Source organism: Tenacibaculum sp. FZY0031, assembly GCF_036350695.1.
Classification (GTDB): domain Bacteria; phylum Bacteroidota; class Bacteroidia; order Flavobacteriales; family Flavobacteriaceae; genus Polaribacter.
In genome coordinates, this window is sequence record NZ_JAZDVY010000004.1 from 279370 (window position 1) to 302799 (window position 23430).

General features: G+C 32.0%; 24 protein-coding genes. 4 read left to right on the plus strand and 20 right to left on the minus strand.

The genetic code is table 11. The features are described 5' to 3' along the window. Positions 1–9: 9 nt before the first annotated feature. The 3 genes from V1T75_RS07505 to metG form a co-directional block, all read right to left on the minus strand. Positions 10–2133 (minus strand): Tex family protein, encoded by a 2124-nt coding sequence (locus V1T75_RS07505; RefSeq protein WP_330487926.1) that lies wholly within the window; start codon positions 2131–2133, stop codon positions 10–12. A gap of 69 nt (positions 2134–2202) precedes the next feature. Continuing rightward, positions 2203–3705: a hypothetical protein gene (locus tag V1T75_RS07510; protein ID WP_330487927.1), complete on the minus strand. Its 1503-nt coding sequence runs from the start codon at positions 3703–3705 to the stop codon at positions 2203–2205. A gap of 70 nt (positions 3706–3775) precedes the next feature. Continuing rightward, positions 3776–5830 carry a methionine--tRNA ligase gene (gene metG, locus V1T75_RS07515; RefSeq protein WP_330487928.1) on the minus strand — a complete coding sequence of 685 codons (2055 nt, stop codon included), beginning with the start codon at positions 5828–5830 and terminating at the stop codon, positions 3776–3778. Between the two features lie 115 nt (positions 5831–5945). On the opposite strand from metG, the gene V1T75_RS07520 reads away from it, so the two are divergent. Beyond that, a complete protein-coding gene (locus tag V1T75_RS07520) occupies positions 5946–6932 on the plus strand; it encodes a S66 peptidase family protein (RefSeq protein ID WP_330487929.1) in 987 nt (328 codons plus the stop codon). Here V1T75_RS07520 and V1T75_RS07525 read toward each other — a convergent pair. Then, positions 6929–7126, minus strand: coding sequence for a YgaP family membrane protein (locus tag V1T75_RS07525; RefSeq protein ID WP_330487930.1), 198 nt, complete (start codon positions 7124–7126; stop codon positions 6929–6931). The genes V1T75_RS07520 and V1T75_RS07525 overlap by 4 nt on opposite strands. A gap of 52 nt (positions 7127–7178) precedes the next feature. Here V1T75_RS07525 and V1T75_RS07530 point away from each other — a divergent pair, with 52 nt between their 5' ends. Continuing rightward, positions 7179–7538, plus strand: a complete 360-nt coding sequence (locus tag V1T75_RS07530) for a YraN family protein (protein ID WP_330487931.1) — start codon at positions 7179–7181, stop codon at positions 7536–7538. Positions 7539–7597: 59 nt separating this feature from the next. Here the strand turns inward: V1T75_RS07530 and V1T75_RS07535 are convergent, their stop codons facing one another. Continuing rightward, positions 7598–8980, minus strand: a complete 1383-nt coding sequence (locus V1T75_RS07535) for a TlpA disulfide reductase family protein (RefSeq protein ID WP_330487932.1) — start codon at positions 8978–8980, stop codon at positions 7598–7600. A gap of 123 nt (positions 8981–9103) precedes the next feature. On the opposite strand from V1T75_RS07535, the gene V1T75_RS07540 reads away from it, so the two are divergent. Then, positions 9104–9898 (plus strand): SDR family oxidoreductase, encoded by a 795-nt coding sequence (locus V1T75_RS07540; protein ID WP_330487933.1) that lies wholly within the window; start codon positions 9104–9106, stop codon positions 9896–9898. Here the strand turns inward: V1T75_RS07540 and V1T75_RS07545 are convergent. After that, entirely contained in the window at positions 9895–10251 is a 357-nt protein-coding gene (locus V1T75_RS07545; RefSeq protein ID WP_330487934.1) for a hypothetical protein, read from the minus strand. The two genes, V1T75_RS07540 and V1T75_RS07545, sit on opposite strands and share 4 nt — an antisense overlap. Before the next feature lie 82 nt (positions 10252–10333). Here V1T75_RS07545 and V1T75_RS07550 point away from each other — a divergent pair, with 82 nt between their 5' ends. After that, on the plus strand, positions 10334–10864 hold the full coding sequence (locus V1T75_RS07550; protein ID WP_330487935.1) for a CvpA family protein: 531 nt from the start codon (positions 10334–10336) through the stop codon (positions 10862–10864). A 31-nt stretch (positions 10865–10895) separates the two neighbouring features. Here V1T75_RS07550 and V1T75_RS07555 read toward each other — a convergent pair whose 3' ends face one another. From V1T75_RS07555 to V1T75_RS07620, 14 genes are all read right to left on the minus strand, one after another. Further along, entirely contained in the window at positions 10896–11522 is a 627-nt protein-coding gene (locus V1T75_RS07555) for a carbonic anhydrase (protein WP_330487936.1), read from the minus strand. A gap of 140 nt (positions 11523–11662) precedes the next feature. After that, on the minus strand, positions 11663–12292 hold the full coding sequence (locus V1T75_RS07560; protein ID WP_330487937.1) for a carbonic anhydrase family protein: 630 nt from the start codon (positions 12290–12292) through the stop codon (positions 11663–11665). 55 nt (positions 12293–12347) lie between these two features. Further along, the gene (locus V1T75_RS07565; RefSeq protein WP_330487938.1) at positions 12348–13928 is read right to left on the minus strand and encodes a SulP family inorganic anion transporter; all 1581 of its coding nucleotides are present in this window, start codon (positions 13926–13928) and stop codon (positions 12348–12350) included. A 184-nt stretch (positions 13929–14112) separates the two neighbouring features. Further along, a complete protein-coding gene (locus tag V1T75_RS07570) occupies positions 14113–14412 on the minus strand; it encodes a hypothetical protein (protein ID WP_330487939.1) in 300 nt (99 codons plus the stop codon). A 54-nt stretch (positions 14413–14466) separates the two neighbouring features. Then, positions 14467–15219, minus strand: a complete 753-nt coding sequence (locus tag V1T75_RS07575; RefSeq protein WP_330487940.1) for a CDC27 family protein — start codon at positions 15217–15219, stop codon at positions 14467–14469. Next, a complete protein-coding gene (locus tag V1T75_RS07580) occupies positions 15219–16982 on the minus strand; it encodes a BatD family protein (protein ID WP_330487941.1) in 1764 nt (587 codons plus the stop codon). Before V1T75_RS07580 ends, V1T75_RS07575 begins: the two co-directional genes overlap by 1 nt. Positions 16983–17033: 51 nt before the next feature. Further along, a complete protein-coding gene (locus V1T75_RS07585; protein ID WP_330487942.1) occupies positions 17034–17858 on the minus strand; it encodes a tetratricopeptide repeat protein in 825 nt (274 codons plus the stop codon). An 8-nt stretch (positions 17859–17866) separates the two neighbouring features. Continuing rightward, positions 17867–18904: a VWA domain-containing protein gene (locus tag V1T75_RS07590; RefSeq protein WP_330487943.1), complete on the minus strand. Its 1038-nt coding sequence runs from the start codon at positions 18902–18904 to the stop codon at positions 17867–17869. Positions 18905–18932: 28 nt separating this feature from the next. Next, the gene (locus V1T75_RS07595; protein ID WP_330487944.1) at positions 18933–19151 is read right to left on the minus strand and encodes a four helix bundle protein; all 219 of its coding nucleotides are present in this window, start codon (positions 19149–19151) and stop codon (positions 18933–18935) included. Between the two features lie 52 nt (positions 19152–19203). After that, the gene (locus V1T75_RS07600) at positions 19204–20211 is read right to left on the minus strand and encodes a vWA domain-containing protein (RefSeq protein WP_330488009.1); all 1008 of its coding nucleotides are present in this window, start codon (positions 20209–20211) and stop codon (positions 19204–19206) included. Continuing rightward, positions 20198–21115, minus strand: coding sequence for a hypothetical protein (locus V1T75_RS07605; protein WP_330487945.1), 918 nt, complete (start codon positions 21113–21115; stop codon positions 20198–20200). Before V1T75_RS07605 ends, V1T75_RS07600 begins: the two co-directional genes overlap by 14 nt. Before the next feature lie 9 nt (positions 21116–21124). Next, entirely contained in the window at positions 21125–21991 is an 867-nt protein-coding gene (locus V1T75_RS07610) for a DUF58 domain-containing protein (protein ID WP_330487946.1), read from the minus strand. Next, positions 21991–22320: a hypothetical protein gene (locus tag V1T75_RS07615; RefSeq protein WP_330487947.1), complete on the minus strand. Its 330-nt coding sequence runs from the start codon at positions 22318–22320 to the stop codon at positions 21991–21993. Before V1T75_RS07615 ends, V1T75_RS07610 begins: the two co-directional genes overlap by 1 nt. Positions 22321–22392: 72 nt before the next feature. Further along, positions 22393–23382, minus strand: coding sequence for an AAA family ATPase (locus V1T75_RS07620; protein WP_330487948.1), 990 nt, complete (start codon positions 23380–23382; stop codon positions 22393–22395). Positions 23383–23430: the final 48 nt, after the last annotated feature.

The window sequence follows — 23430 nt, forward strand, 5'->3', positions numbered from 1 at the left end:
GCTGGTTTTTTATTTTTCGAGTTTTAATTGAATCCGTTTTCTGGCAGTATCTACTTCTAGTACCTTAACTTGAACATGTTGATGTAAACTTACATGCTCGTTAACATCTTGTACGAATGTATCAGCAAGATTGGATACATGTACTAAGCCACTTTCTTTAATACCTATATCAACAAAGCAACCAAAGTTAGTAATGTTATTTACAATTCCGGGTAGTACCATACCTATTCGTACATCATCTATCGTTTTAATATGTTCATTAAAGCTAAAAGCTTTGGCTTTTTCACGAGGATCTAAGCCAGGTTTTTCCAACTCTTTCACAATATCTTGTAGTGTTGGCAACCCGAAAGATTCAGTTACGTACTGCTGGAGTTTAATTTGTTTTAAAACAGAAGAATTTCCAATCAAGTCATCTACTTTTTTGCCAACATCTTTGGCTATTTGTTTTACTAAAGCATAGCGCTCTGGATGTACAGCAGAATCATCTAGTGGATTATCACCGTTTTTAATTCGTAGGAATCCAGCGGATTGCTCAAATGCTTTTCCGCCTAAACGAGGGACTTTTTTTATCGTTATTCTATTGGGAAAAGCCCCATTTTCATTTCGATAGTTCACAATGTTTTCAGCCAATTTAGGACCGATACCAGAAACATAACTTAATAAGGAAGCGCTGGCAGTGTTAATATTTACACCAACTTTATTTACGCAGTGTTCTACTACCGTATCTAATGATTTTTTTAATTGTGTTTGGTCTACATCGTGTTGATATTGCCCAACTCCAATTGATTTTGCTTCTATCTTTACCAGTTCAGCTAAAGGGTCAGCTAATCGACGCCCGATTGAAACAGCCCCACGAACAGTTACATCATAATTAGGAAACTCATCTCGTGCAATTTTAGAAGCTGAATAAATGGATGCACCAGCCTCGCTTACTACAAAGACTTCTACTGAATTTTTAAAATATACACGTTTTACTAATTGTTCTGTTTCTCTTGAAGCGGTTCCGTTACCTATAGCAATCGCTTCTATTTTATAAGCATCTGCCAAAGAACAAAGCTTGTTCATTGCTTCTTTAGATTGATGTTGAGGTGCATGCGGAAAAATAGTTTCGTTATGTAATAAGTCTCCTTGTTCGTTTAAACAAACCACTTTACACCCTGTTCTGAATCCAGGATCAATAGCTAAAATTCGTTTTTCACCCAATGGGGAACCTAACAGTAATTGTTGTAGGTTTTTAGCAAATACGTTGATGGCGCTTTCGTCTGCTTTTTCCTTAGCAATTGTTAAAGCTTCGTTTGACAGCGCAGGGAATAACAAACGTTTGTAAGCGTCAGTAATGGCTAATTCAATTTGTTCAGCACATTCGTTATGTGAACGAATAACTCTGTCTTCCATTTTTTGCAATGCTCGTTCGTCGTCTATACTAATTTTTACACGAATAAATCCTTCTTTTTCTGCACGTAAAATAGCTAACAATCGGTGAGAAGGAATTCGACTTAGATTTTCTTCCCAATCAAAATAATCTTTAAATTTTTGAGCAGCTTCGTCCTCTTTTTTAGTTTTGACAACCTTGGTTGCAATGGTAGCAAAACGCTCTAATTGATAACGAATGTTATTTCGAATATCCGTACGTTCATTAATCCATTCAGCAATAATATGGCGAGCGCCTTCTAACGCTTTTTCTTCAGATTCAACGTCATTGTTTACATACTTTGAAGCGGTGTAGTCCAAATCGTTTACTCGCTGACTCATAATCATCTTCGCCAAAGGTTCTAAGCCATTTTTACGAGCGGTTTCAGCCTTGGTTTTACGTTTCTTCTTATAAGGTAGGTAAATATCTTCTAGGGTAGTTACATCATCTGTCTTTTCAATTTTTGCTTTTAACTCATCAGTTAAAGCATCTTGTTCTTCAATGGCTTTTAAAATTGCTGCTTTCCGTTTTTCTAAGGCTTCAAATTGTTCTTTGAACTGTACAATTTGACCAATTTCAACTTCGTCTAAATTTCCTGTTTTTTCTTTTCGGTAACGGGATATAAAAGGAATGGTACAATCTTCATTTAACAGTTCAATCGTGTTTTGAATTGATTGTTTTGAGATTTGTGTACGAGAGGTTATATAGGAGATAAGTTGCATTTAAAAATATTTTAGAATAAAAAAACCTTGCTATTTTCGAGGCTTTTATACATAGTATTAACTTTTGTCTTAGTTGGTAAATTTTAACAGTTTAAAAGTTTCATTTTTCTGATTATAATCAATATAAATATAAAAGTCTTTGTACTTAAATACTCCATCATTTGGATCAAACTTATCTCCTTTAAAAGGTAAATGAAAAAAATCAGAAAGTTTAAGTTTAGATCTTTCAGGGTCTAGATAGTCTTTAATTTTTTCAAAAACATTTGCGTTTTTTTCGTCTTCTAAATGAGAAAACTTTTCATTTAAAATGCTAGAAAATTTTATAAAGTTAAATTCATCTGAATTTGTGTAATAGTAAAAACTGTTGCCAACATTGTTAGAGTAAGAAACAGAGTGACCTTTTGGTAAAGTTAAACTGTTGGTACCAAAACCACCCCCCACTCCAGAACTACTAACACCTCGGGTAACTGGACCTAATGAACCTCCAATCGTTAGATAATATTTATCATTATTAAAAACAACATTAATAGCTGGGTTGGCATAGCTCATAGTGTTAAAAAATTTCTTCGTTTTTTTTAAATCATTGTATTTTTTGTAGGTGCCAGTACGTGTTTCAATAGGAGAGTTTTTAAATTTAATAGTATCTGTTTTTGATACTGAAAACTCTTTTATAGTTCTTCTATTTGCTAAATCTATAATATTAAAATTGAGTTTTTCTTTAGAAAAGGTAAGAGAAAATACTTTATTATTAAGTAAATATGAGTTGGATTTCTTTTTGCGCCTTTTTATATCTTCCTGAGGGGTCTTTAATTTAAAAGAAGAAGCAATAAAATTCTTTAAATCTATTTTGACAATTTGTGTAAAATCTGAGTTATTATTTAGGGTAAAAATAATTGATTCATCTTGAGCATACATTTTTTGTTTCTTTGAAGAAATTTCCATGGAATTAGGTGTGTTCTCATCAAACTTAAATAGAGGTAATGATTTCATTAAAATAGACATTAGCTCTTTTTTTTCACCAGAAGATGATACTAAGTCTAGTTTATCCAAATTAATCTTATTTCTTCGTGGTTTATCTTCATCAAAAGTATAGAAGTATAAACCATTAACTTCTTTTGAGCCAGATATAAGGTAAAATTTATTATTTATAGTAACAGATTGTAGATACGTTTCATAATCTTTAAAAAGTTTAAATTCTTTAGATGTCGAAGTATTTTCATTTAAAGAAAAATAAATTTCTAAAAAATCATTTTCTTTATTTTTAAGATATAGTTTATAATCTCCATTTTCGAGAAAACTATAACCAATAATGTCTTTGTATTTTCTCCTTTTATTTTCAAACAATAGCTTACTTTTAATAGAGAAAGTATTATCAAAATTATAAGAGTATACATTTTTGGCGTCAGCAAAGAAAATTGAAAAGAAATTATTTTGGTGATTTACCAGAGTATAAATGTCTTTTATGTTAGAGTTATTATCTTTCAGTGAATTATTAAATTCAACCAGTTTTTGTTGACTAAAAAACGTTGTACAAAAGGTTAATAGGAAGGTAGTTGTAAAATTTTTTTTCATGCTAATTTATACTATAAAAAAACCTCGCATTTTATGCGAGGTTTCAAATATAGTAAATACAGTTTTTTGTTTAAGCGATAAATTCTCCATTATTCACCTTTTCTGAAGGTTGTACAAAGGCTAATTTACCATCAGGAGTATCGGTCATTAAAATCATTCCTTGGCTCTCTACACCACGTAATTTTCTTGGAGCTAAATTACACAGTACAGATACTTGTTGCCCAACGATATCTTCTGGTTTAAAGCTTTCAGCAATTCCAGAAACAATCGTACGTGTGTCAATGCCAACATCTACGGTAAGTTTCAGTAGCTTTTTTGTTTTAGCTACTTTTTCAGCCGCAACAATAGTTCCTATTCGAATGTCCATTTTGGTGAAATCATCAAATTCAATAGTCTCTTTTTGAGGCTCAACTACTTTGTTAGCAGCTTCATTCGCTTTTTTAGTAGCTTCTAGTTTGTCTAACTGTGCTTGAATTGCAGTGTCTTCAATTTTAGAAAACAATAATTCAGCTTTATTAATTTGATGATCAGCTGGTAATAGAATATCTTTTTCAGCTACATCATTCCAAGCAAGCATAGTATCAATATTTAAAATTGACTTTAATTTACTTGAGGTAAATGGTAAAAATGGTTCTGATACTATCGCTAAACCTGCTGCGATTTGCAAGGCAACATTCATAATAGTTTTGGTGCGCTCTTCGTTAACCTTAATCACCTTCCAAGGTTCTTCGTCAGCTAAATACTTATTACCTAAACGAGCTAAATTCATCATTTCTTGAGACGCTTCTCTAAAACGATAACGTTCGATAGATTTTGCAATAATATCTGGGAATTGCTGTAATTGCTCTAAAGTATCTTTGTCAATTTCTGAGAATTTCCCCGCAGGTGGTACCTGTCCGTTGTAGTATTTGTTTGTTAATACTACCACACGGTTAATGAAATTTCCAAAAATAGCAACTAACTCGTTGTTGTTTTTAGCTTGAAAATCTTTCCAAGTAAAATCGTTGTCTTTATTTTCAGGAGCATTGGCTGTTAAGGTATAGCGCAATACATCTTGTTGGTTAGGAAACTCTTCTAAATACTCATGTAACCAAACCGCCCAGTTTTTAGAAGTTGATAGTTTATTTCCTTCTAAATTTAAAAACTCGTTAGCTGGTACATTTTCTGGTAAAATAAAATCACCATGTGCCTTTAACATGGCAGGGAAAATAATACAGTGGAATACAATATTATCTTTACCAATAAAGTGGACTAATTTAGTATCGTCTTTTTTCCAATAATCTTTCCAATTTTTACCTTCTCGTTCTGCCCATTCTTTAGTAGAAGAGATGTAACCAATAGGAGCATCAAACCAAACATATAATACTTTTCCGTCAGCACCTTCCACAGGAACAGGTATTCCCCAATCTAAATCGCGAGTTACGGCACGAGGGCGTAAACCGTCATCAATCCAAGATTTACATTGTCCTAATACATTTGGTTTCCAATCGTTCTTATGTCCTTCTAAAATCCATTCACGTAAAAAATCTTCGTGCTTATCTAATGGTAAAAACCAGTGTTTAGTTTCTTTTAAGGTAGGAACATTTCCAGTAATAGCCGATTTAGGATTGATTAAATCGGTAGCGTTATGACTGGTACCACATTTTTCACACTGATCACCATAACTTTCTTCGTTTCCGCATTTAGGGCATGTACCAATGACAAAACGATCTGCTAAAAACTGATTTGCCTCTTCGTCATATAATTGTTGAGTAACTTCTTCAATAAATTCACCATCGTTGTACAACTTTGTGAAGAAATCAGAAGCTGTTTTGTGATGAATTTCAGCTGAAGTACGAGAATAGTTATCAAAAGAAATACCAAAATCTTCAAATGATTTTTTGATGATTCCGTTGTACTTATCAATAATATCTTGTGGAGTAACACCTTCTTTTTTAGCACGCATGGGTATTGCAACTCCGTGTTCATCTGAACCACAAATATAGGCTACGTCTTTTCCTTTTTGACGCAGGTAACGTGCATAAATATCTCCAGGAACATATACACCTGCTAAATGTCCAATGTGGATTGGTCCATTGGTGTAAGGTAATGCTGCTGTAATTGTATATCTTTTTGGTGTACTCATGTTTTTCTACTAAAATTAAAGCGCAAAAGTACGAAAAAGCAATTTTTTATACTGTTATAAATTAGGTACATTTGATAGATTTTAAACCTTTAAGATCAAGAAAAGAGACTTGTTTATGGAAAAAAGAATTTTCATCTTATTTTTTTTACTGATAATTACATCAGTCTACGCGCAAAATGAAACTATGAAGTTGACCACACCACCGTATTTAAAGAAAGGAGATACTATTGCAATTGTTGCTCCTGCAGGAATTTTAAAAAATCGTAAACAAACCATTGATAAAGCAAAAGAATTAGCAGAAAGTTGGGGCTTAAAAGTGGTGTATGGAAAACATCTATTTGCTCAGAATGATCATTTTGCAGGTACCGATGAAGAGCGTTGTCAAGATTTTCAAGATGCGTTAGACAATCCTAGTATTAAGGCAATTTGGAGTGCACGTGGAGGATATGGTTCTGTGAGGATTTTAGATAAATTGGATTTTACGAAGTTTAAAAAACATCCAAAATGGATTATAGGCTATTCTGATATTACAGCATTTCATAATCACGTTCATAACTTAGGAATTGAAACGTTACATGCGATGATGGGTACAAGTATGGAAGAAGACCCAGAAGATCTTGTACAAACAATCGCTACTTTTAAGAAAGCATTATTTGGAGAAAAATTACGCTATGAAATTCCTGCTTCACAAGAGAATAGAGTAGGTGAGGTTTCAGGAGAGTTAATAGGCGGTAATATTGCTATTTTGGCTTCTATGCTAGGGTCAGAAAGTCAACTTTCTACAGATGGAAAAGTTTTGTTTATAGAGGAAATAGGGGAGTATAAATATTCGATAGATAGGATGTTGCAAAGCTTAAAGCGTGCAGGGTACTTTACAAAAGTAAAGGCTGTTGTTGTTGGTGATATGACTAAAATTAAAAGAAACACAACACCGTGGGGAAGCTCCATAGAACAATTAATTTTAGAGGTTGTTCCTGAAGATATTCCTGTGCTATTTAATTTTCCCGCAGGTCACGAACCAGATAATAGAGCATTGATAATGGGTAGCGAAGTTAAATTATTGATACGTAAGAATAAGCAGTGTTTGGTAGAGTTTAATTAACTGTTTTTTGTTTTACAGGTGTTTATTCCTAATAACTTGTATAGTGGACAAAAATTTATCAAGCTTGTAACTAAAAGGATTATGGCCAGTACGAGTAAGATATTACCAAAAATTCCTGAAATAAATTCAAAGTAAGATAGCGCAGCTATTATTAAAGCGATTAAAGTTCTAATAGCTTTATCGGTGTTTCCCATGTTTTTTTTTCATGATAAAAAGATTTAAGGTTACTCAAATATAAGTTTTTAAATGGCACAACACAATGAACTTGGTAAGAAAGGAGAGCAATTAGCAATAGATTATCTTGTTAAAAATGGATATACTATTGTTGAAACAAATTACCGATTTCAAAAAGCGGAGGTTGATATCATTGCCCAAAATAAAGATGTATTAGCCGTTGTTGAAGTTAAAACGCGATCGACAACTTATTTTGGAAATCCACAAGACTTTGTGAATCCAAAGAAAATAAAACTATTAGTTACAGCTATAGACGATTACGTTATAAAGCGTGATTTAGATGTAGAAATACGGTTTGATATCATTGCTATTATTAAACAACGAAATGAGTTTGTAATAACACATATTGAAGATGCATTTTTATATTTTTAAAAAAGAAAAAGCTCAACAAGTTTGTTGAGCTTTTTTTATGCTGTTTTATTAGTGTTTAACTATTCGTTATTACTATTAAAGTACTTTTCTACATCTTCTTCATGATCAGGCATGGCAATAATGTTCTTGTCTTTATCTAATACGAAATAAGATGGAGTACCAAGTAGGTTATATTTTTTTACGGTTTCGTTGTCAAATTTATATTCAGGATGTGTTCCTATAGCATTGTGCCATCCTGGTAGGTTTTTAACAAACTCATCCCATTCGTTTTCTTCATTTTCAATACCAAAAGAAACTACCGATACTTCTTTATGAGTTTGCATAAACTTATAAAGTTCAGGAATTTCTTTTACACAGTGTGGACAACCAGTACTCCAGAATACTAATAAATACTTGTTACCATCATTTAATGTAGATAGTTTGTATTCTTCATCACCTTCTTTCCAAGAAAAGTCAGGAGCTACTCTACCTACTGTTGCTAGTAACACATCTAGCTTTTCCTTTTTAAAATCGGCATCTTGATCTTCAGTAGGAAGTTTATCATAATATTCCGCAAACATCCAATCTACAACTGGTCCGTTACGCTTGTCAGTAAGTGCACTAATTAAATAATCGATTACTGCTTTTTCTAACTTGTTAGAAGAAATTTTCTTCATAACATTGGTAATAGATTCCTTAATTAATTTTTGTTGAACATTTTTATCTTCAGAATAGTTTAAGTAAAAAACATAGTCGTTAATTCTATCAATTAAAAAAGAAGAGTTGTATAATTCATCACTCTTAAAATCAACATATTCAAAAAAGTTTTCATTGGTAGCAGATAAGTAATCTTGTATGTTATCATGCGGGTTAGATGAATTATATCGACGAGAAGCTCTTATAAAGCTATTGACCAACATTCCTTCAGACTTGTTTTCATAAGTTTCCTGTACATCTTCTAATTCTTTAAGTTCTTTTTTATATGCTTTTTTTGCATCTTTTGAATTTGTTTCGATATAAGAAGCCTGTAACGAATCTATCTTTTTTTGTACAGCATTGTATGCTTGTAAGTATTCACTGTATAGTTTATTTTCTCTAGAACTCGTGAAAAGAACTGATTGATCAGGATATCTTGGGTTGAAAACAAACTCAACATTTTCTTTATTGAAGAAAAAATCAACAAAACCAGCACCAGAATTTCTATAAGTAGCTCTGTAGGCTCCAGGAGTTGCTGTGTTAGGTAGTTCAAAGCTAAACTTTCCTAAAACTTGTTGTTCACCACTTATAGCAACTGTGTCAAATTTAATAGTGGTATTTGAAAGAAACTTTTGTTTTGCTCCCTCAATTTTATATAAAATAACCCAATCTCCTTTGTCTGGAGGGGTCATGGTACCTTTAACAGTGTACTGTGCATTTACAAGTGATGTGGTGAATATTAATAGAGCCAGTAATTTTTTCATCATAATATTTTAAAGGGTTATTAATAAGGTTTTAAAACTAGTCATTTACGAACTTCTATCCAAGAAGTGTACCACTTTTATTTTTTCTTATGTATTTTAGAAACGTTTTTTTAATTATTTGAAAACATGAACTTTAAAGAACAAATATTTTGGGTAACTGGTGCTTCTTCTGGAATTGGTAAATCTCTAGTAGTTGAGTTATCTAATTACGGAGCAAAGTTAATTATATCTTCAAGAAATGAAAGTCTTTTAAGAGAAGTGCAAAAACGTTGTAAATTTCCTGAAAAGGTTAAGATTTTACCTTTAGATTTAGAAGATTATGAAAACCTTCCTGAGAAGGTTACCAAAGCCATTTCTTTTTTTGGAAGAGTAGATGTCTTAGTAAATAACGGAGGCATAAGTCAACGATCGCTCGTAAAAGATACTTCAATAAAAGTTGATAAACGCTTAATGGCCATTAACTACTTAGGAACTGTGGCATTGACAAAAGGCTTATTGCCTCATTTTATAAACAATAAATCAGGGCATTTTGTTGTAACTACAAGTATTGTTGGGAAAATAGGAACTCCACTGCGTTCTACGTATGCAGCTACTAAACACGCATTGCATGGTTTTTTTGATAGTTTGAGAGCAGAACATTATAAAGATAATATAGCTGTTACGTTAGTTTGTCCGGGGTTTGTAGCTACCAATGTGTCGAAAAATGCATTAACAGGAAACGGAACTCCACAAAATACGATGGACTCAGCTACAGCAAATGGTATACAACCAACGAGGTTTGCTGAGATGATGATAAAAGCTATAAAAATTAAAAAGGAAGAAGTATATATAGCAGGTGCGAAGGAAAAGTTAGGGGTATATGCAAAGCGTTTTTTTCCTAAGTTATTATCAAAAATGATTCGGAAGTTAAGCGTTACTTAATCAAAAAAATGAATCAACTCAAAATAATTAATAATGGCTTCTTTCATTAAAACCGATTGTTCACCTGGTTTTAAGTTGGGCAATTCGGTTACAGTTTTATAGTGAGGCCATCCATCGTTATCAAAAAAATCGAATTCATAGTATCCGTAAGGTTCTAATAACTTACAAATAGCGATATGCATAAGGTTTACTTTTTCATCTTTTTTAAACTTACGATGTCCTTGTCCTAATTCTTGAACACCAATTAAATAAATAACTCCATCAATATTGAGATCATCTCCATCAGCAAATTGTTGTGATAATTGAGTTATTACAAAATCCCATTTTTCTTTTAAGTTGGCTTCTTTTGTCATTTGTGTTTTTTGAGAAAGCAAAGATACAAATGAGTTATGTATATTTGAGCATAGATTTTTACAGTAGAACGCTTTTATATTTATGAATACTTTTGATATTATTATTGCTGCATTACTACTTTTTGGCTTTGTAAGAGGTTTAATGAAAGGATTGTTTGTAGAGGTTGCTTCTTTGGTTGCTTTGGTTGCAGGAGTGTATGGAGCTATCCACTTTTCATACTTTATTGGAGATTGGTTAAAAGACAGTGTTACTTGGGATGAAAAGTACATTTCTTTGGCGGCTTTTGCAGGAACTTTTGTGGTAATAATTGTAGCGATAGCACTATTAGGGAAAATTTTAACCAAAATAGCTGATTTTGCAGCCTTAGGAATTTTAAATAAAATTCTAGGAGGTGTTTTCGGAGCTTTAAAAATTGGATTAATTTTAAGCGTAATTTTTATTTTCTTCGGAAAAATGAATGATACTATTCCGTTTGTAAAGGAGGAGAGTTTAGAAGAATCTATTTTATTTAAACCAGTAAAAAAGATTGCTCCAACAATTTTTCCGTCAATCATAAAAGATGAGGAAGGAGAAGAAAATGAGAATAATAAAGAACTAGAAATAACAATATAAAAACGGATAAAAATAGTATCCGCTTTTGTATTTAATCTAAATGATAAATTTCCATAATACCTTCTAAGATGTGTTCAAAATCGATATTTAAATCGATAAGGTTTCCTGTTTTGATATCAAAAATCCAACCGTGCACTTTTAAACCTCTATCCCTGTATGCTTTTTGAACGGCAGCAGTTTTAATAAGGTTAACACATTGCTCTTGTACGTTTAAATCAACCAAACGATCGTAGCGAGCATCTTCATCTTCTATAGTATTCAGTTCCTCTTTGTGTAGGCGGTATACATCTCTAATATAGCGTAGCCATGGATTTAACAACCCTAGATCGGAAGATTGCATAGCTGCTTTAACCCCACCACATGAATAGTGGCCACAAACCACAATATGGTTTACTTTTAAATGCTCAACAGCATATTCAATAACGGAAGCAGAATTTAAGTCAATTGCAGGAACCATATTGGCAATGTTTCTGTGTACAAAAACATCACCAGGACTTAGTCCCATTAAATCTTCGGCAGAAACTCTACTATCAGAACAACCGATGTACAATAACTCAGGACTTTGCCCTTCGTTTAATTTTTTAAAATAATCGTTATTGGTAGACAATTTGTTTTTTACCCACTCTTTATTGTTTTCAAAAATTTTAGATAGATTCATTAGTAAAAAAGTTTATTAGAAAAATCTTTGATGCTTGTTTTATAAGTGAAGCACACCAGTTGTCGAAGTTAATAAAAAAGAGAATCTAAAACCACGTTTAAATTCTCTTTATATTATTATATTAATTATGGAAGTATTGTTTATTCAAAAAAAGTAACCGCTCCGTCAGTAATATCATACATCGCTCCAACAATCATGATTTCACCGTTGTTATGCATTTCGGCAAGTACTTCACTTTCGTTTAAAATTCGGTCGATAGTTAAATGTACATTTTTTTCGGCAACTTTATTTACAAACTCTAAATTAGACGAGTTTCTCAAACTTTCGTCCTTAGGTTCAGTTACGGCTTGTACAGCAGGTTTTATTTTACCTAACATATTGGTTAAATTACCCAACTCAGCATTGTCACAAGCCCCCTTAATAGCTCCACAACTAGTGTGTCCTAAAACAATGATTAATTTAGTACCCGCTAATTTACAAGCAAACTCCATACTACCTAAAATATCTTCGTTTACAAAGTTACCAGCAATTCTGGCACTAAAAATATCTCCTAAGCCTTGGTCGAAAACTAATTCGGCAGAAACTCTTGAATCGATACAGCTTAAAATAGTAGCAAAAGGAAATTGTCCTTCTCTCGTATCGTTAACTTGTTCTAATAAGTTACGATTTGCTTTTAGGTTGTTTTGAAATCTTAAGTTTCCTTCTTTTAAGTATTGTAATGACTTTTCAGGAGTCATTGTAGCTTGCGTTTCTTTAGTATGTGCTTTCATTATGTATTTTTATAAAATTATTGATGTCGTTTTTTTATTTACGAATTTAAAACGTTTAGGCAGCTTTTGGTCTAAGTTTAAAAAACTTAATAAAGCTTTCTGGGTTTTCTACAACACCGCGTTCTGAAATAAGTTTAATATTGATATTTCTTTCTTTTGCTTTTAAAGCAAAATCTTCTAGAATTTCAATAATATCGTTATCTAAGTACCTAGTTTTTCTTACGTCTAACTCTAAATGAGTGTCTTCAGGTAAGCTATCTAATTCTTTTAAAATGGCTCCTTTGTTAAAGAAAGTTACTTCTTCTGCAAGCGTCATTTTTATTTTGTGTATTCCGTTGCTTTTATCTTCGATGTGTAAGAAGTGAGAATTTTGATAACTTTTTATCAAAATAACACAAACTCCAACAGCTAATCCTAATGAAATTCCGGTAAGTAAATCGGTAAAAACAATACCTAATACGGTTACGATAAAAGGAACAAATTGTTTCCATCCTAAGGCAAACATTTGTTTAAATAAGCTTGGTTTAGCTAGTTTATAACCAACAACTAATAAAATTGCAGCTAAAACAGATAACGGTATTTTATTTAACAGAGTAGGAATTAAAATAACAGATAATAGTAAAAATAACCCGTGAATAATTGCTGACATTTTAGATTTACCTCCAGACTGAATGTTGGCAGAACTTCTTACAATTACTTGAGTAATTGGTAACCCTCCAATTAAACCAGATAAGATATTTCCAGTTCCTTGAGCTAATAATTCTCTATTTGTTGGAGTTACGTTTTTATCTGGATCTAATTTATCTGTAGCTTCAACACAAAGTAAGGTTTCTAAACTAGCTACTAATGCAATTGTAAAAGCAGTTACCCAAACTTCGTAGTTGGTAATAGCACTAAAGTTAGGGAAGGTAAATTGACCTAAGAAAGAATCAAAACTTTCAGGAATAGGAACACTTACCAAATGAGATGCTTGTATTGCAAATGTTTCATTTCCTTGTGTTAAGGTAAAAAAGACTATTCCCATTACCACGGCTACTAATGGTCCTTGAATTAATTGGAATATTTTTCCTTTTTTACTTAAAACTCTGTCCCAAAGAATTAGAATAGCTAATCCAATAAAACCAATAACCATTGACCCCATAGTAATATTATCAGTAATACTTAAAAGAGCAGAAAAAGTGTTTTCTCCAGAAGGTTCAATAAAACTATCAGCTCCTTCTGGTTCTGCATCATATCCAAAGAAATGAGGAATTTGCTTTAAAATAATTATGATACCAATACCAGTAAGCATTCCTTTAATTACAGATGATGGAAAATAATAACCAATAACTCCTGCTTTAAGAACACCAAAAAGTATTTGAATAATTCCTCCTAAGACAACAGCTACTAAAAAGTTTTCATAACCACCTAAAGAACCAATAGCGGTTAATACTATAGCAGCTAAACCAGCTGCCGGACCACTAACTCCAATTTTTGAGCCACTAATGGCTCCAACAACAATACCTCCTACAATTCCTGCAATTACACCTGAAAAAAGAGGAGCTCCACTCGCTAAAGCAATACCTAAACACAAAGGTAAAGCAACAAAGAATACGACAATACTTGCGGGTAAGTCGCTTTTAATAGTTTTAAACATAATAGATGCGTTTATTTAGACTCCAAATAAAAAATTCAGAGCGTATATTTAATTTAAATGATTGATTTTTTGACTAAGAGAAACTTAAAATGTTTCAAAGAAGCAATACCGTTTTTGCTATGCGTTGAAATATTTTTTAGATTTTCTGTTTAAGACCTCGTTAGGAGATAACTTACTTAGATGCTTAAGTAGTGAAGAACTCGGGAGGAGGAGTGAGAATTTTAGGGTATTGTGAAACGTAGTCTTTAGATTGAAAACGAACGTTTTTTCTCTTTTGGATTTTCTTGTATAAAAAAGAAGTATCGTTTTCGTTAGGGTGCGCTTTTAACTCAGCAAATTTAACGTGTTTTGTGTTTTCTTCTTCTTCACTAAGATTTAAGAAAATAGTAATGTCTTGATCTTTATCAACCAATGTAATAATCGAAGGCGTAACAATAATGCCTGTGAATAGAACAATAAAAAAAATGGCGATTTTAGATTTCAAGATGATTTTTATTTATTTAGAGGTAAAAGTAACTAATTTTTTATAGCTAAAATGTTATAGTTCTTGTAAAGTTTTGGTTTTTATCCATCCAACTTTTCCATCAACGAGTTTTATTTTTTTCCAATTATCTACAGAATCTAGTATTTTAACCTTGGTTCCTTCGTGTAATATGAAAATTTCATTAGAGTTTTCGGTAGGTTCATTAGTAACAGGAACTTCTTCAGTGTAAATAATGGCCTCAATATTGTTTTTAGATTGGTTGTATTGTGTGTACGTTATAATCAAACAAGTTAGTAAAAGTAAAAATGAGATAATACTGGTTGTAAAGTAAGTTCTTTTTTTACTTGGGGTATAGGCAAAATAAAATAGTAAAAATAAAATAGAAGCTATAAAAGAAAATACAATGGTAATTACAGCCCAGGTATTATAAGTAAACTTTTGTAAATAATTTTCATTGAATTTTTGAACTACTGATTTGGGCAACGCTTCAATTCTATCAAGAGTTAAACGTTTTGCGATAATTAAGTTGTTTTTAGCATCTTCATTTAAAGGGTTTAACTGCAATGCTTTTTCGTAATTGTAAATAGTAGGAGCTATCTTATGAAGCTTATAGTAACAGTTTGCCAAGTTGTAATACACTTCGGATGAAGCTAGGTTTTCATCTTCTATTTGCTCATATAACTTAATAGCTTCTTCGTACTTTCCTTCTTTGTATAGAGAATTAGCACTTAAAAAAACATCATTGGCATTTTGTGCAAACGTACTAATTGACACCAATAAGAATAAATATATAACTAACTTTCTCATTATAACTGTCTATCTAATTGCATTATTACTTGTTTTGCTTTTTCATACTCCTCTTTCATCTGTACATTGGTAATTGGAGTGTATCTAGCAAAATCACAATTGTTAAATACTTCAATAAAGCTGTTAATAGTTTCTTTACGAACGTTTTTATCAGCTAGTAAATCTGTAATTTTTTCACGACTTATATCAGAGGTTTCTACACCTAGTTTTGCTTTTAAGTAATTGTGTAAAGCTCTTTCTAAAGCTTCATAAAAGGCTTCTTTATTGCCTAATCGTTTTTGAGCCTCTGATAAGTATTTCTTGGCAAGTTTGTCTGCTTTTCGCAACTTATTACCCAATACATCACTATCACGTTCTTCCTTCTTTTTTTGAATAACAATTCCAACGGGAATTGCTAAAATAGGAAGTAACAAAAGAATATAAAACAGGGTTGACTTAAAGAAATCATCAGTTTTAATAGGCTGTAAATTGGTAGTTGTTTGAATATATCTAAAATCACTACCTGTAACTTTTACCTCTTGTTTGGCTACTGTATTAGCATCAGAGTTTGTTGGAATTTCTTTTCCTTCTAAAACATCAACGTATAAATCATCAGTAGTGATGGTTTGGTATACTTTTTCTTTTGGGTTAAAGTAAGAAAAGCTAGTTTTTGGAATTCTATATTTTCCTTTAAACTCAGGAACAACAGTGTAGTTATCAGTAACAGATCCAGATAATCCAGTTCCAGTAATACGAACATTTTCTTTTCTTTCAGGTTGATAAACTTCTAGTTCTTTAGGAGTTTCAACTTTTGGTAGCTCAAAAAGTTTTAAATTTCCTTTACCATTTACGGAAACTTTAATTTGTGATGATTCATTAGCTTTTAAGGTATTTTTACTTAAAGAAACATCGAATGAAAATTCACCAACGGCACCAGTAAAGTCTTCCGGTTTGTTTTTAAGAGGTAAGGCCTGAGCGTTAACAATTTTCTTAGCAGAAGAAAATTCTTTACGAACTTGACGTGTAATTACGTTTCCAAAAAAGTCAGCTCGTCCGGTAGGAACTGCCACAATTATATCCATTTTCATAGGATCGATTGTCAGTTTACCAGAGGTTGTTGGAATTAACAGGGCTTTATGTAAAACAGCATAACGATAAGTTTCACCGTTGTAAGTACCTGTTTTAACAGGCATTCCGTTACGTTTAATTTCTTGATTCCAGAAACCATTGTATTGTGGAGCTTCTGTTATGGCATTATCATAAATACCAACATTATCGCTAAAATATAAGCGATATTCTACATAAATTCCCTCGCCAACATAAGGTTTAGATTTAGAAATTTCGGCAACTAAATGAATATTTTGCTCAGCAATATAACTAGGGTCATTTGGGTTTTTAGGAATGTCAACAGCATCTAAAACAATAACTTTTACAGGATTTGAAGTGAGTGTTTTACCTTCAATTTCAATACTGGCTGGAGGAATATTAAATTCTCCTTTTCTTTTAGGTTGTAGTATAAAGGTATAGGATTGATTAAAAGAAATTTTACCATTAATCCAAGATTGACTTACCGACTGGCTAGGGCCTCCAACTATTTTAAAATTAGTAAAACTTGGCGCTTTAAAATTATCGGCTCCTTGTTTGTTGATTGAAAACTCAATACGTAATCGTTGGTTTACACCCAATTTGTTTTTACTAACCGAAGCCGTTAACGCAGCGTCTTGTGCATGAATGGCAAATGTTATAAAACTAACGAATAACGATATGTATACTTTAAACTTCATGTTAAATTTCAAAAATGTCTAAAAATAACTAAGATTTTAAAAACTGAAAAATTACCAGTCTTTTTCTTGTTTCACTTTTCTTCCTTTTGATTTTTTCGCATTCATTTTTTTCTGCGTCTTGTTTTCCTCATTATTTAAACTCTCTAATAGTTGTTTCATTTGTTCAGGAGTCATTTTACCTTGTTGAGGTTTCGGTTTTTGATTTTGCTTGTCTTTTTGGTCTTGATTAGGTTTTTGTTGATTTTTTTGATCGTCATTTTTCTGATCTTGTTTATCATCTTTTTTATCCTTATCGTCTCCTTTCTGATCCTTGTTTTTATCGTTTTGTTTGTCTTTGTCGTCTTTTTTCTGTTGATCTTTCTGATCTTTGTTTTTTTGGTCTTTATTTTTATCCTTGTTATCCTTCTGATTTTGTTGTTGTTTTTTAGCTTCTTTTTGAGCAACGGCTAAATTATAACGAGTTTCATCGTCATTCGGATTTCTACGTAAGGAATTTTTAAAAGCTTCAACAGCTTGTTCATATTGCTTTTGTTCCATCATAGCATTACCTATGTTGTGATAAGCTTCAGCCTGAGCCATTTTGTCTTTTGAAGTCTCAGTAGTTACTTTGAACTGTTCTACTGCTTCTTTGTACTTCTTTTCTTGGTATAAAGTATTGCCAAAATTATAGCTTGCTTTTTCATACTTACTATTTTTACCTAAAGCTTTTCGATAAGCAATAGCAGCATCACTAAACTTTTGTTTATTGTATAGCTTGTTTCCTTCTCGTAACAAAGCACGAGCTTCACGTTGTAGTTTAAGTGTATCTTGCTGTGCATTGGTTGTCGCAGAAACAGCAAGGACTATAATAAATATTAAATTTTGTAAACTTTTCATACTACATGTTAAGATTCTTCGTTAAACAAATCTACTTTCTTCAACCATTTGGTTTTCTTATCAAACAAAAACATATCTAAAATTAAAAATAACAGTCCAATACCTACAAACCATTGAAATTGGTCTTTATAATCAGAAAATTGTTTTGTTTCAAACTCATTTTTTTGGGCATTTCCAATAATCTTCTCTATAGCTTCTACTGGATTTTCAGTTTTATTACCATCAAAATATTGTCCGTCAGAAGCATCTGCCACTCCCTGTAAAACATCCGGTTTTCTTTGAGTAATGACGGTTTCTCCCATTCTATCTTTTTTATAACCAATAAGCGCGCCATTTAATTTGATAGGAATTGGACCTCCTTTTTCGGTTCCTACACCTACGGTATATACTTTAACACCTTCGTTGGCGATGTTTTGAGCAACTTGTTTAGTTTCTTCTTGATGATCTTCACCATCTGAAATAATGATTAAAAAACGATTAGTTTGCTCATCGTTATCGTAATAAGTGTTCGCTAAATTCAACGCTTCATTAATGGCTGTACCTTGACTCGAAACCATGTCTGGATTTGCGTTTTGCAAAAACATTTTTGCAGCAGCGTGATCGGTGGTAATAGGTAGTAAAGGATAAGCATTCCCCGCATAGATGATAATACCAACTCTATCACTTCCTAATTTATCAATAGTTTTAGAAATTATTTGTTTCGCTTTTTCTAATCTGTTAGGAGCAATATCTTCTGCTAACATACTTTTAGAAACGTCTAAGGCAAATACTACATCAACACCTTCTCTTTTAACGGTTTTTAGTTTTGTTCCCATTTTAGGGTTAACTAATGACAGAATTAAAAATGATAATCCTACTAAAAAGAAAACAAGTTTTAGTACAGATTTAAAGGTTGATGTGTTTGGTGCTATTTTAGATAAAAGCAACGGATTAGCAAACTTTTTTTGAGTTCGTTTTTTCCACCATAAAACGAATAGGAAAACCACAATTATTACAGGAATAATTGCAAAAAGATAAAAATATATTGGTTCTTCTAGTTTGTACATCCTTCGGATAGTTTAATTATTGATGCGTTTAATCGTTTAACTGTAATTTTCGTAAAGAATTCAACATGTTAGAAATTTTGTATATGGTATTTCTTAATTTTAAATAGTCTTCTTCATTTAAAAAGTTTAAATCTCTTGAAACAATTAATTGACTTAGAATTTCTATTGTTAAACCAAAATTTTCTGTAACAGAGTATTTTTTTTTAGAAAGCTTAACAGCTTCTTTCCAAACTTCTAATTTTTTCAAAAGAGAAAATATACATTTTTTAACTTTTAAACAGTTTAACAATTACACAATTTTATATAAAACTTTTAAATAACGTGTTTTTTAACGTGAACTCTAAGAGTAAAAAGATTCCTGCTAGGAAAACTAACAAGCGATATTTTTCAGAGTAATTATAATATTTAAATTCCTCTATTTTAGTTTTTTCTAACTTGTCAATCTCGTCGTAAATTTCTTTTAACTTAGTGTTATTAGTGGCTCTAAAATATTTACCGCTGGTTTCGCTAGCAATATGTTTTAGTAAATTCTCATCAATTTCAACAGGTTGGTTTTTAAAAGAAATTTTACCAGTTCTTGGATCCTTGGCCCAAGGAAAAGGAGCCATTCCATTAGTGCCAATACCAATAGTATAAACCTTAATTCCGTTTCCTTTTGCTAAATCGGTAGCAGTCTTAGGATCAACAAAACCAGCATTATTTACACCGTCTGTCAATAAGATAATCACTTTACTTTTGGCTTTGCTATCCTTGAGTCTGTTTACCGCAGAACCTAAGCCCATTCCAATTGCTGTTCCTCCTTCTAGTTGTCCCCATTTAATTTCTGAAATGGTTCTTTTTACGATAGATTTATCACTGGTAATTGGAGTTTGTGTAAAACTTTCTCCTGCGTATACTACAATACCAATACGGTCATTTGGACGTCGGTTTATAAAATCGGTAGCTACTCTTTTTAAGGCTTCTAGTCGGTTAGGTTTAAGGTCTTTTGCTAACATACTAGCAGAAACATCAACAGCCATTACAATGTCAATTCCTCGGTTTGTTTTCGTTTTTTTACTAACGGCAACATTTCTGGGACGTGCTAAAGCAACTATTAAGCAGGTTAAGGCCAGTAGTCTTAAGAGCGGCAGTATGGGCTTTAGTTTGGGTAAAATAGAACCTTGTACTTTAAAACCTTTGATGTTTGGCATTCTTAGTTGAGCACTGTCTTTTTTTCGAGTATAAAAACTCCAAAAAGCTAACAAAGGAATTAATAGTAGCAACCATAAAAACTCTGGACTATGAAACTCGAAATTATTCCACTTCATCATCTTCTTCTTGTTTTTTAGGTTTTAAATTATCTATAATAAGCTTTGCTTCTTTTCGGTCTTCTTCTATCTCATGAGACAAAGGTTTCGATTTTGCAAATTTTACTAAGTCAGATTCTTGTAATAAGTCCTTTAATTTATCAATAATTTCCCTAGAAGTTTCTATTGAATTAGTATCGTTAAAATCTCTTAAAACATCAATTAATTCATCAGTAGTGCTTTCTAAGGCAGGAACGTGCAACTCTCGTTCAATATATCCTCTAATTATATCTGTTAATTCGCTGTAATATTTTTTAACTTGATTATTTTGCCATAATAGTTTTTTGTCCAGTTCTTCAAGTTTTTGCATAGCTTCTTCATAAGGAGCCAATAAAGGAACAACGATAGTTTCCTCTTGTTCTTTTTTCTTCTTGAAAACAAAGAAATAGAGGAGTAATGCGATAACAATAATGGCTATTACAACCCACCAAATGTATTGTTTGAAATCGTCAAATTGATAGGGTTCTCCTTTAATCCCTTTAATTGGAAATTTTTTAATCTTGGTAGTGTCTATAGGAACTGTGGCTACATTAACTAGTAAGCTATCGGTTAAATAAGCTTGGTTTCTAATAAAAATTTGTTGTTGAGGAATGTAAAAAGCACCACTATCAAACCCTGTTAAAATGTATTTTCGGATGAGTTTGTTTTCAATAGTGTCTATTTTAAGGGTGTCAATAACCTCTAAGCCTTTAAGGTTATTTAGTTTAGGAATGATAACGTTTTCAGTTTCATCAACAGTTATTTTATATTGAAACTGTTCACCAATTCTAATGTTTGTTGTGTCAATTTCTGCTTTTACCTGAGGTTGCTGTGCAAAGGCAAAAGAAGTTAAAAACAAGCATATGTAAAGTAATTTGTATTTCATTGTTTGTTCTTATCCTTTTCGTTTAAAATAGCCTAACAATTTTCGTACATAACTTTCATCAACTCTAGTGCTAATAGTACCTGCGCCACTTTTGGTAAATGCATTTTCAAAATAATCAGTTAAGCGTAGGGCGTTAGCCTTGTAATGGGTTCTAACAGATTTGGAACTGGTATTAACTAATTGAGTTTTTCCCGTTTCAGCATCTAGTATAGGAACCATTCCTAAATTAGGAATTTCCTCATCGTGCTTGTCATATACACGAATACCAGTTACATCGTGTTTGTTTCCAACAATTTTTAGCGTACGTTCATAACCTTCATCCATAAAATCAGAAAGCATAAAAACTATAGCTTTCTTTTTCATGATGTTGGATAAAAACTTGAGGGCTTCACTAATATTGGTTTGTCTACTTTTTGGTTGAAACTCAATAAGCTCACGAATAATTCGTAATACGTGACTTTTACCTTTTTTAGGAGGAATGTATAGTTCAACCTGATCAGAAAACAACATCAAACCAACTTTGTCGTTATTTTGAATGGCTGAAAAAGCCAATGTTGCGGCGATTTCTGTTACAGTATCTTTTTTAAATTGTTCAGAAGTACCAAAAAATTCAGAGCCAGAAATATCAACTACCAACATCATGGTAAGTTCACGTTCTTCTTCAAAAACTTTTATATAGGGTTCGTTGTAGCGAGCTGTAACGTTCCAATCAATTGCTCTAATATCATCTCCGTACTGATATTGACGTACTTCAGAAAAAGTCATACCTCTACCCTTAAAGGTTGAGTGGTATTCTCCTCCAAAAATATGATTAGACAACCTACGTGTCTTTATTTCTATTTTTCGAACTTTTTTTAGTAACTCTTTTGTATCCATTAATTTAACCAAGATTCAGGTAGTGGAGGTAGTTCCACTTCTGTGTATTCTACGCTTTTTTCAAAAGCTAAAAAAGGCGCTTCTTGTATTGATAAATTCACATTGTTTTTTTTACTAATCTCTTTTACTATTTCTTGTATACTCTTTTGTTGGCCTAAAACAAAACTATTCATAATTATGTTCGACTCAGTTTGTAAATCAAAACAGTTTACATAATAACTGGGCTTGTTGTCTTTATAAATAATAGCCTCAGTATTTTTTTTCTTTTTTAATTCTAAAATTTTTTTAGTTCCTTTTAATGTTTTGTACGTTGTTAATTTAAAAGTCATTAATAGCTAATTTAAGGGGATTCATATTAATAAGGTGGAAGCTATAAATGAGTAGGTGTACTTTCTTTATTTTTAAGGTACTTGTACTTCATTTATTATCGAGTTAATTATGTCTATCGATGTAATGTTTTCAGCCTCGGCTTCATAGGTAATACCAATTCTATGACGTAATACATCGTTAACCACAGCTCTAACATCTTCAGGAATTACATATCCTCTACGTTTAATAAAAGCATAACATTTAGCTGCTTTAGCCAAGGCAATGCTTCCACGAGGAGAAGATCCAAAACTAATAAGTGGTTGTAATTTTTCTAAATTGTATTTCTCAGGATAACGAGTTGCGAAAACAATGTCTAAAATATATTTTTCAATTTTTTCATCCATGTAAACTTCGTTAACGACGTTACGAGCTTTGATAATTTGATCTATTGAAATAACTGAATTTATCTTTTGAAAACTTCCGTTTAAGTTTTGACGCATAATCAGTTGCTCGTCTTGTAATTTTGGGTAGTCAATCACAGTTTTTAACATAAAACGATCTACCTGTGCTTCAGGAAGAGGATAGGTTCCTTCTTGTTCAACTGGGTTTTGAGTTGCCATTACCAAGAAAGGCTCATCTAATTTAAAGGTTTCGTCACCAATAGTAATTTGACGTTCTTGCATAGCTTCTAGTAAAGCAGACTGCACTTTAGCAGGAGCACGGTTAATCTCATCAGCTAATACAAAATTGGCAAAAATAGGTCCCTTTTTTATAGAGAAATCATTTTCCTTTACATTGTATATCATAGTACCCACAACATCAGCAGGTAATAAGTCTGGAGTAAATTGAATACGACTAAAGCTTCCGTCAACAGCTTTTGAAAGGGTATTAATAGCTAAGGTTTTTGCTAGCCCAGGTACGCCCTCTAATAAAATATGTCCGTTTCCTAAAAGCCCAATGAGTAATCGCTCAATCATGTGTTTTTGACCTACAATTACTTTGTTCATTTCTGTAGTTAATAAGTCTACAAAAGCACTTTCTCTTTCTATCTTTTCATTGATAGCTCTTACATCTATATCCATAGTAATTGAAATAAATTAGAAATTTTATGAAACAAAGCTACAATAATA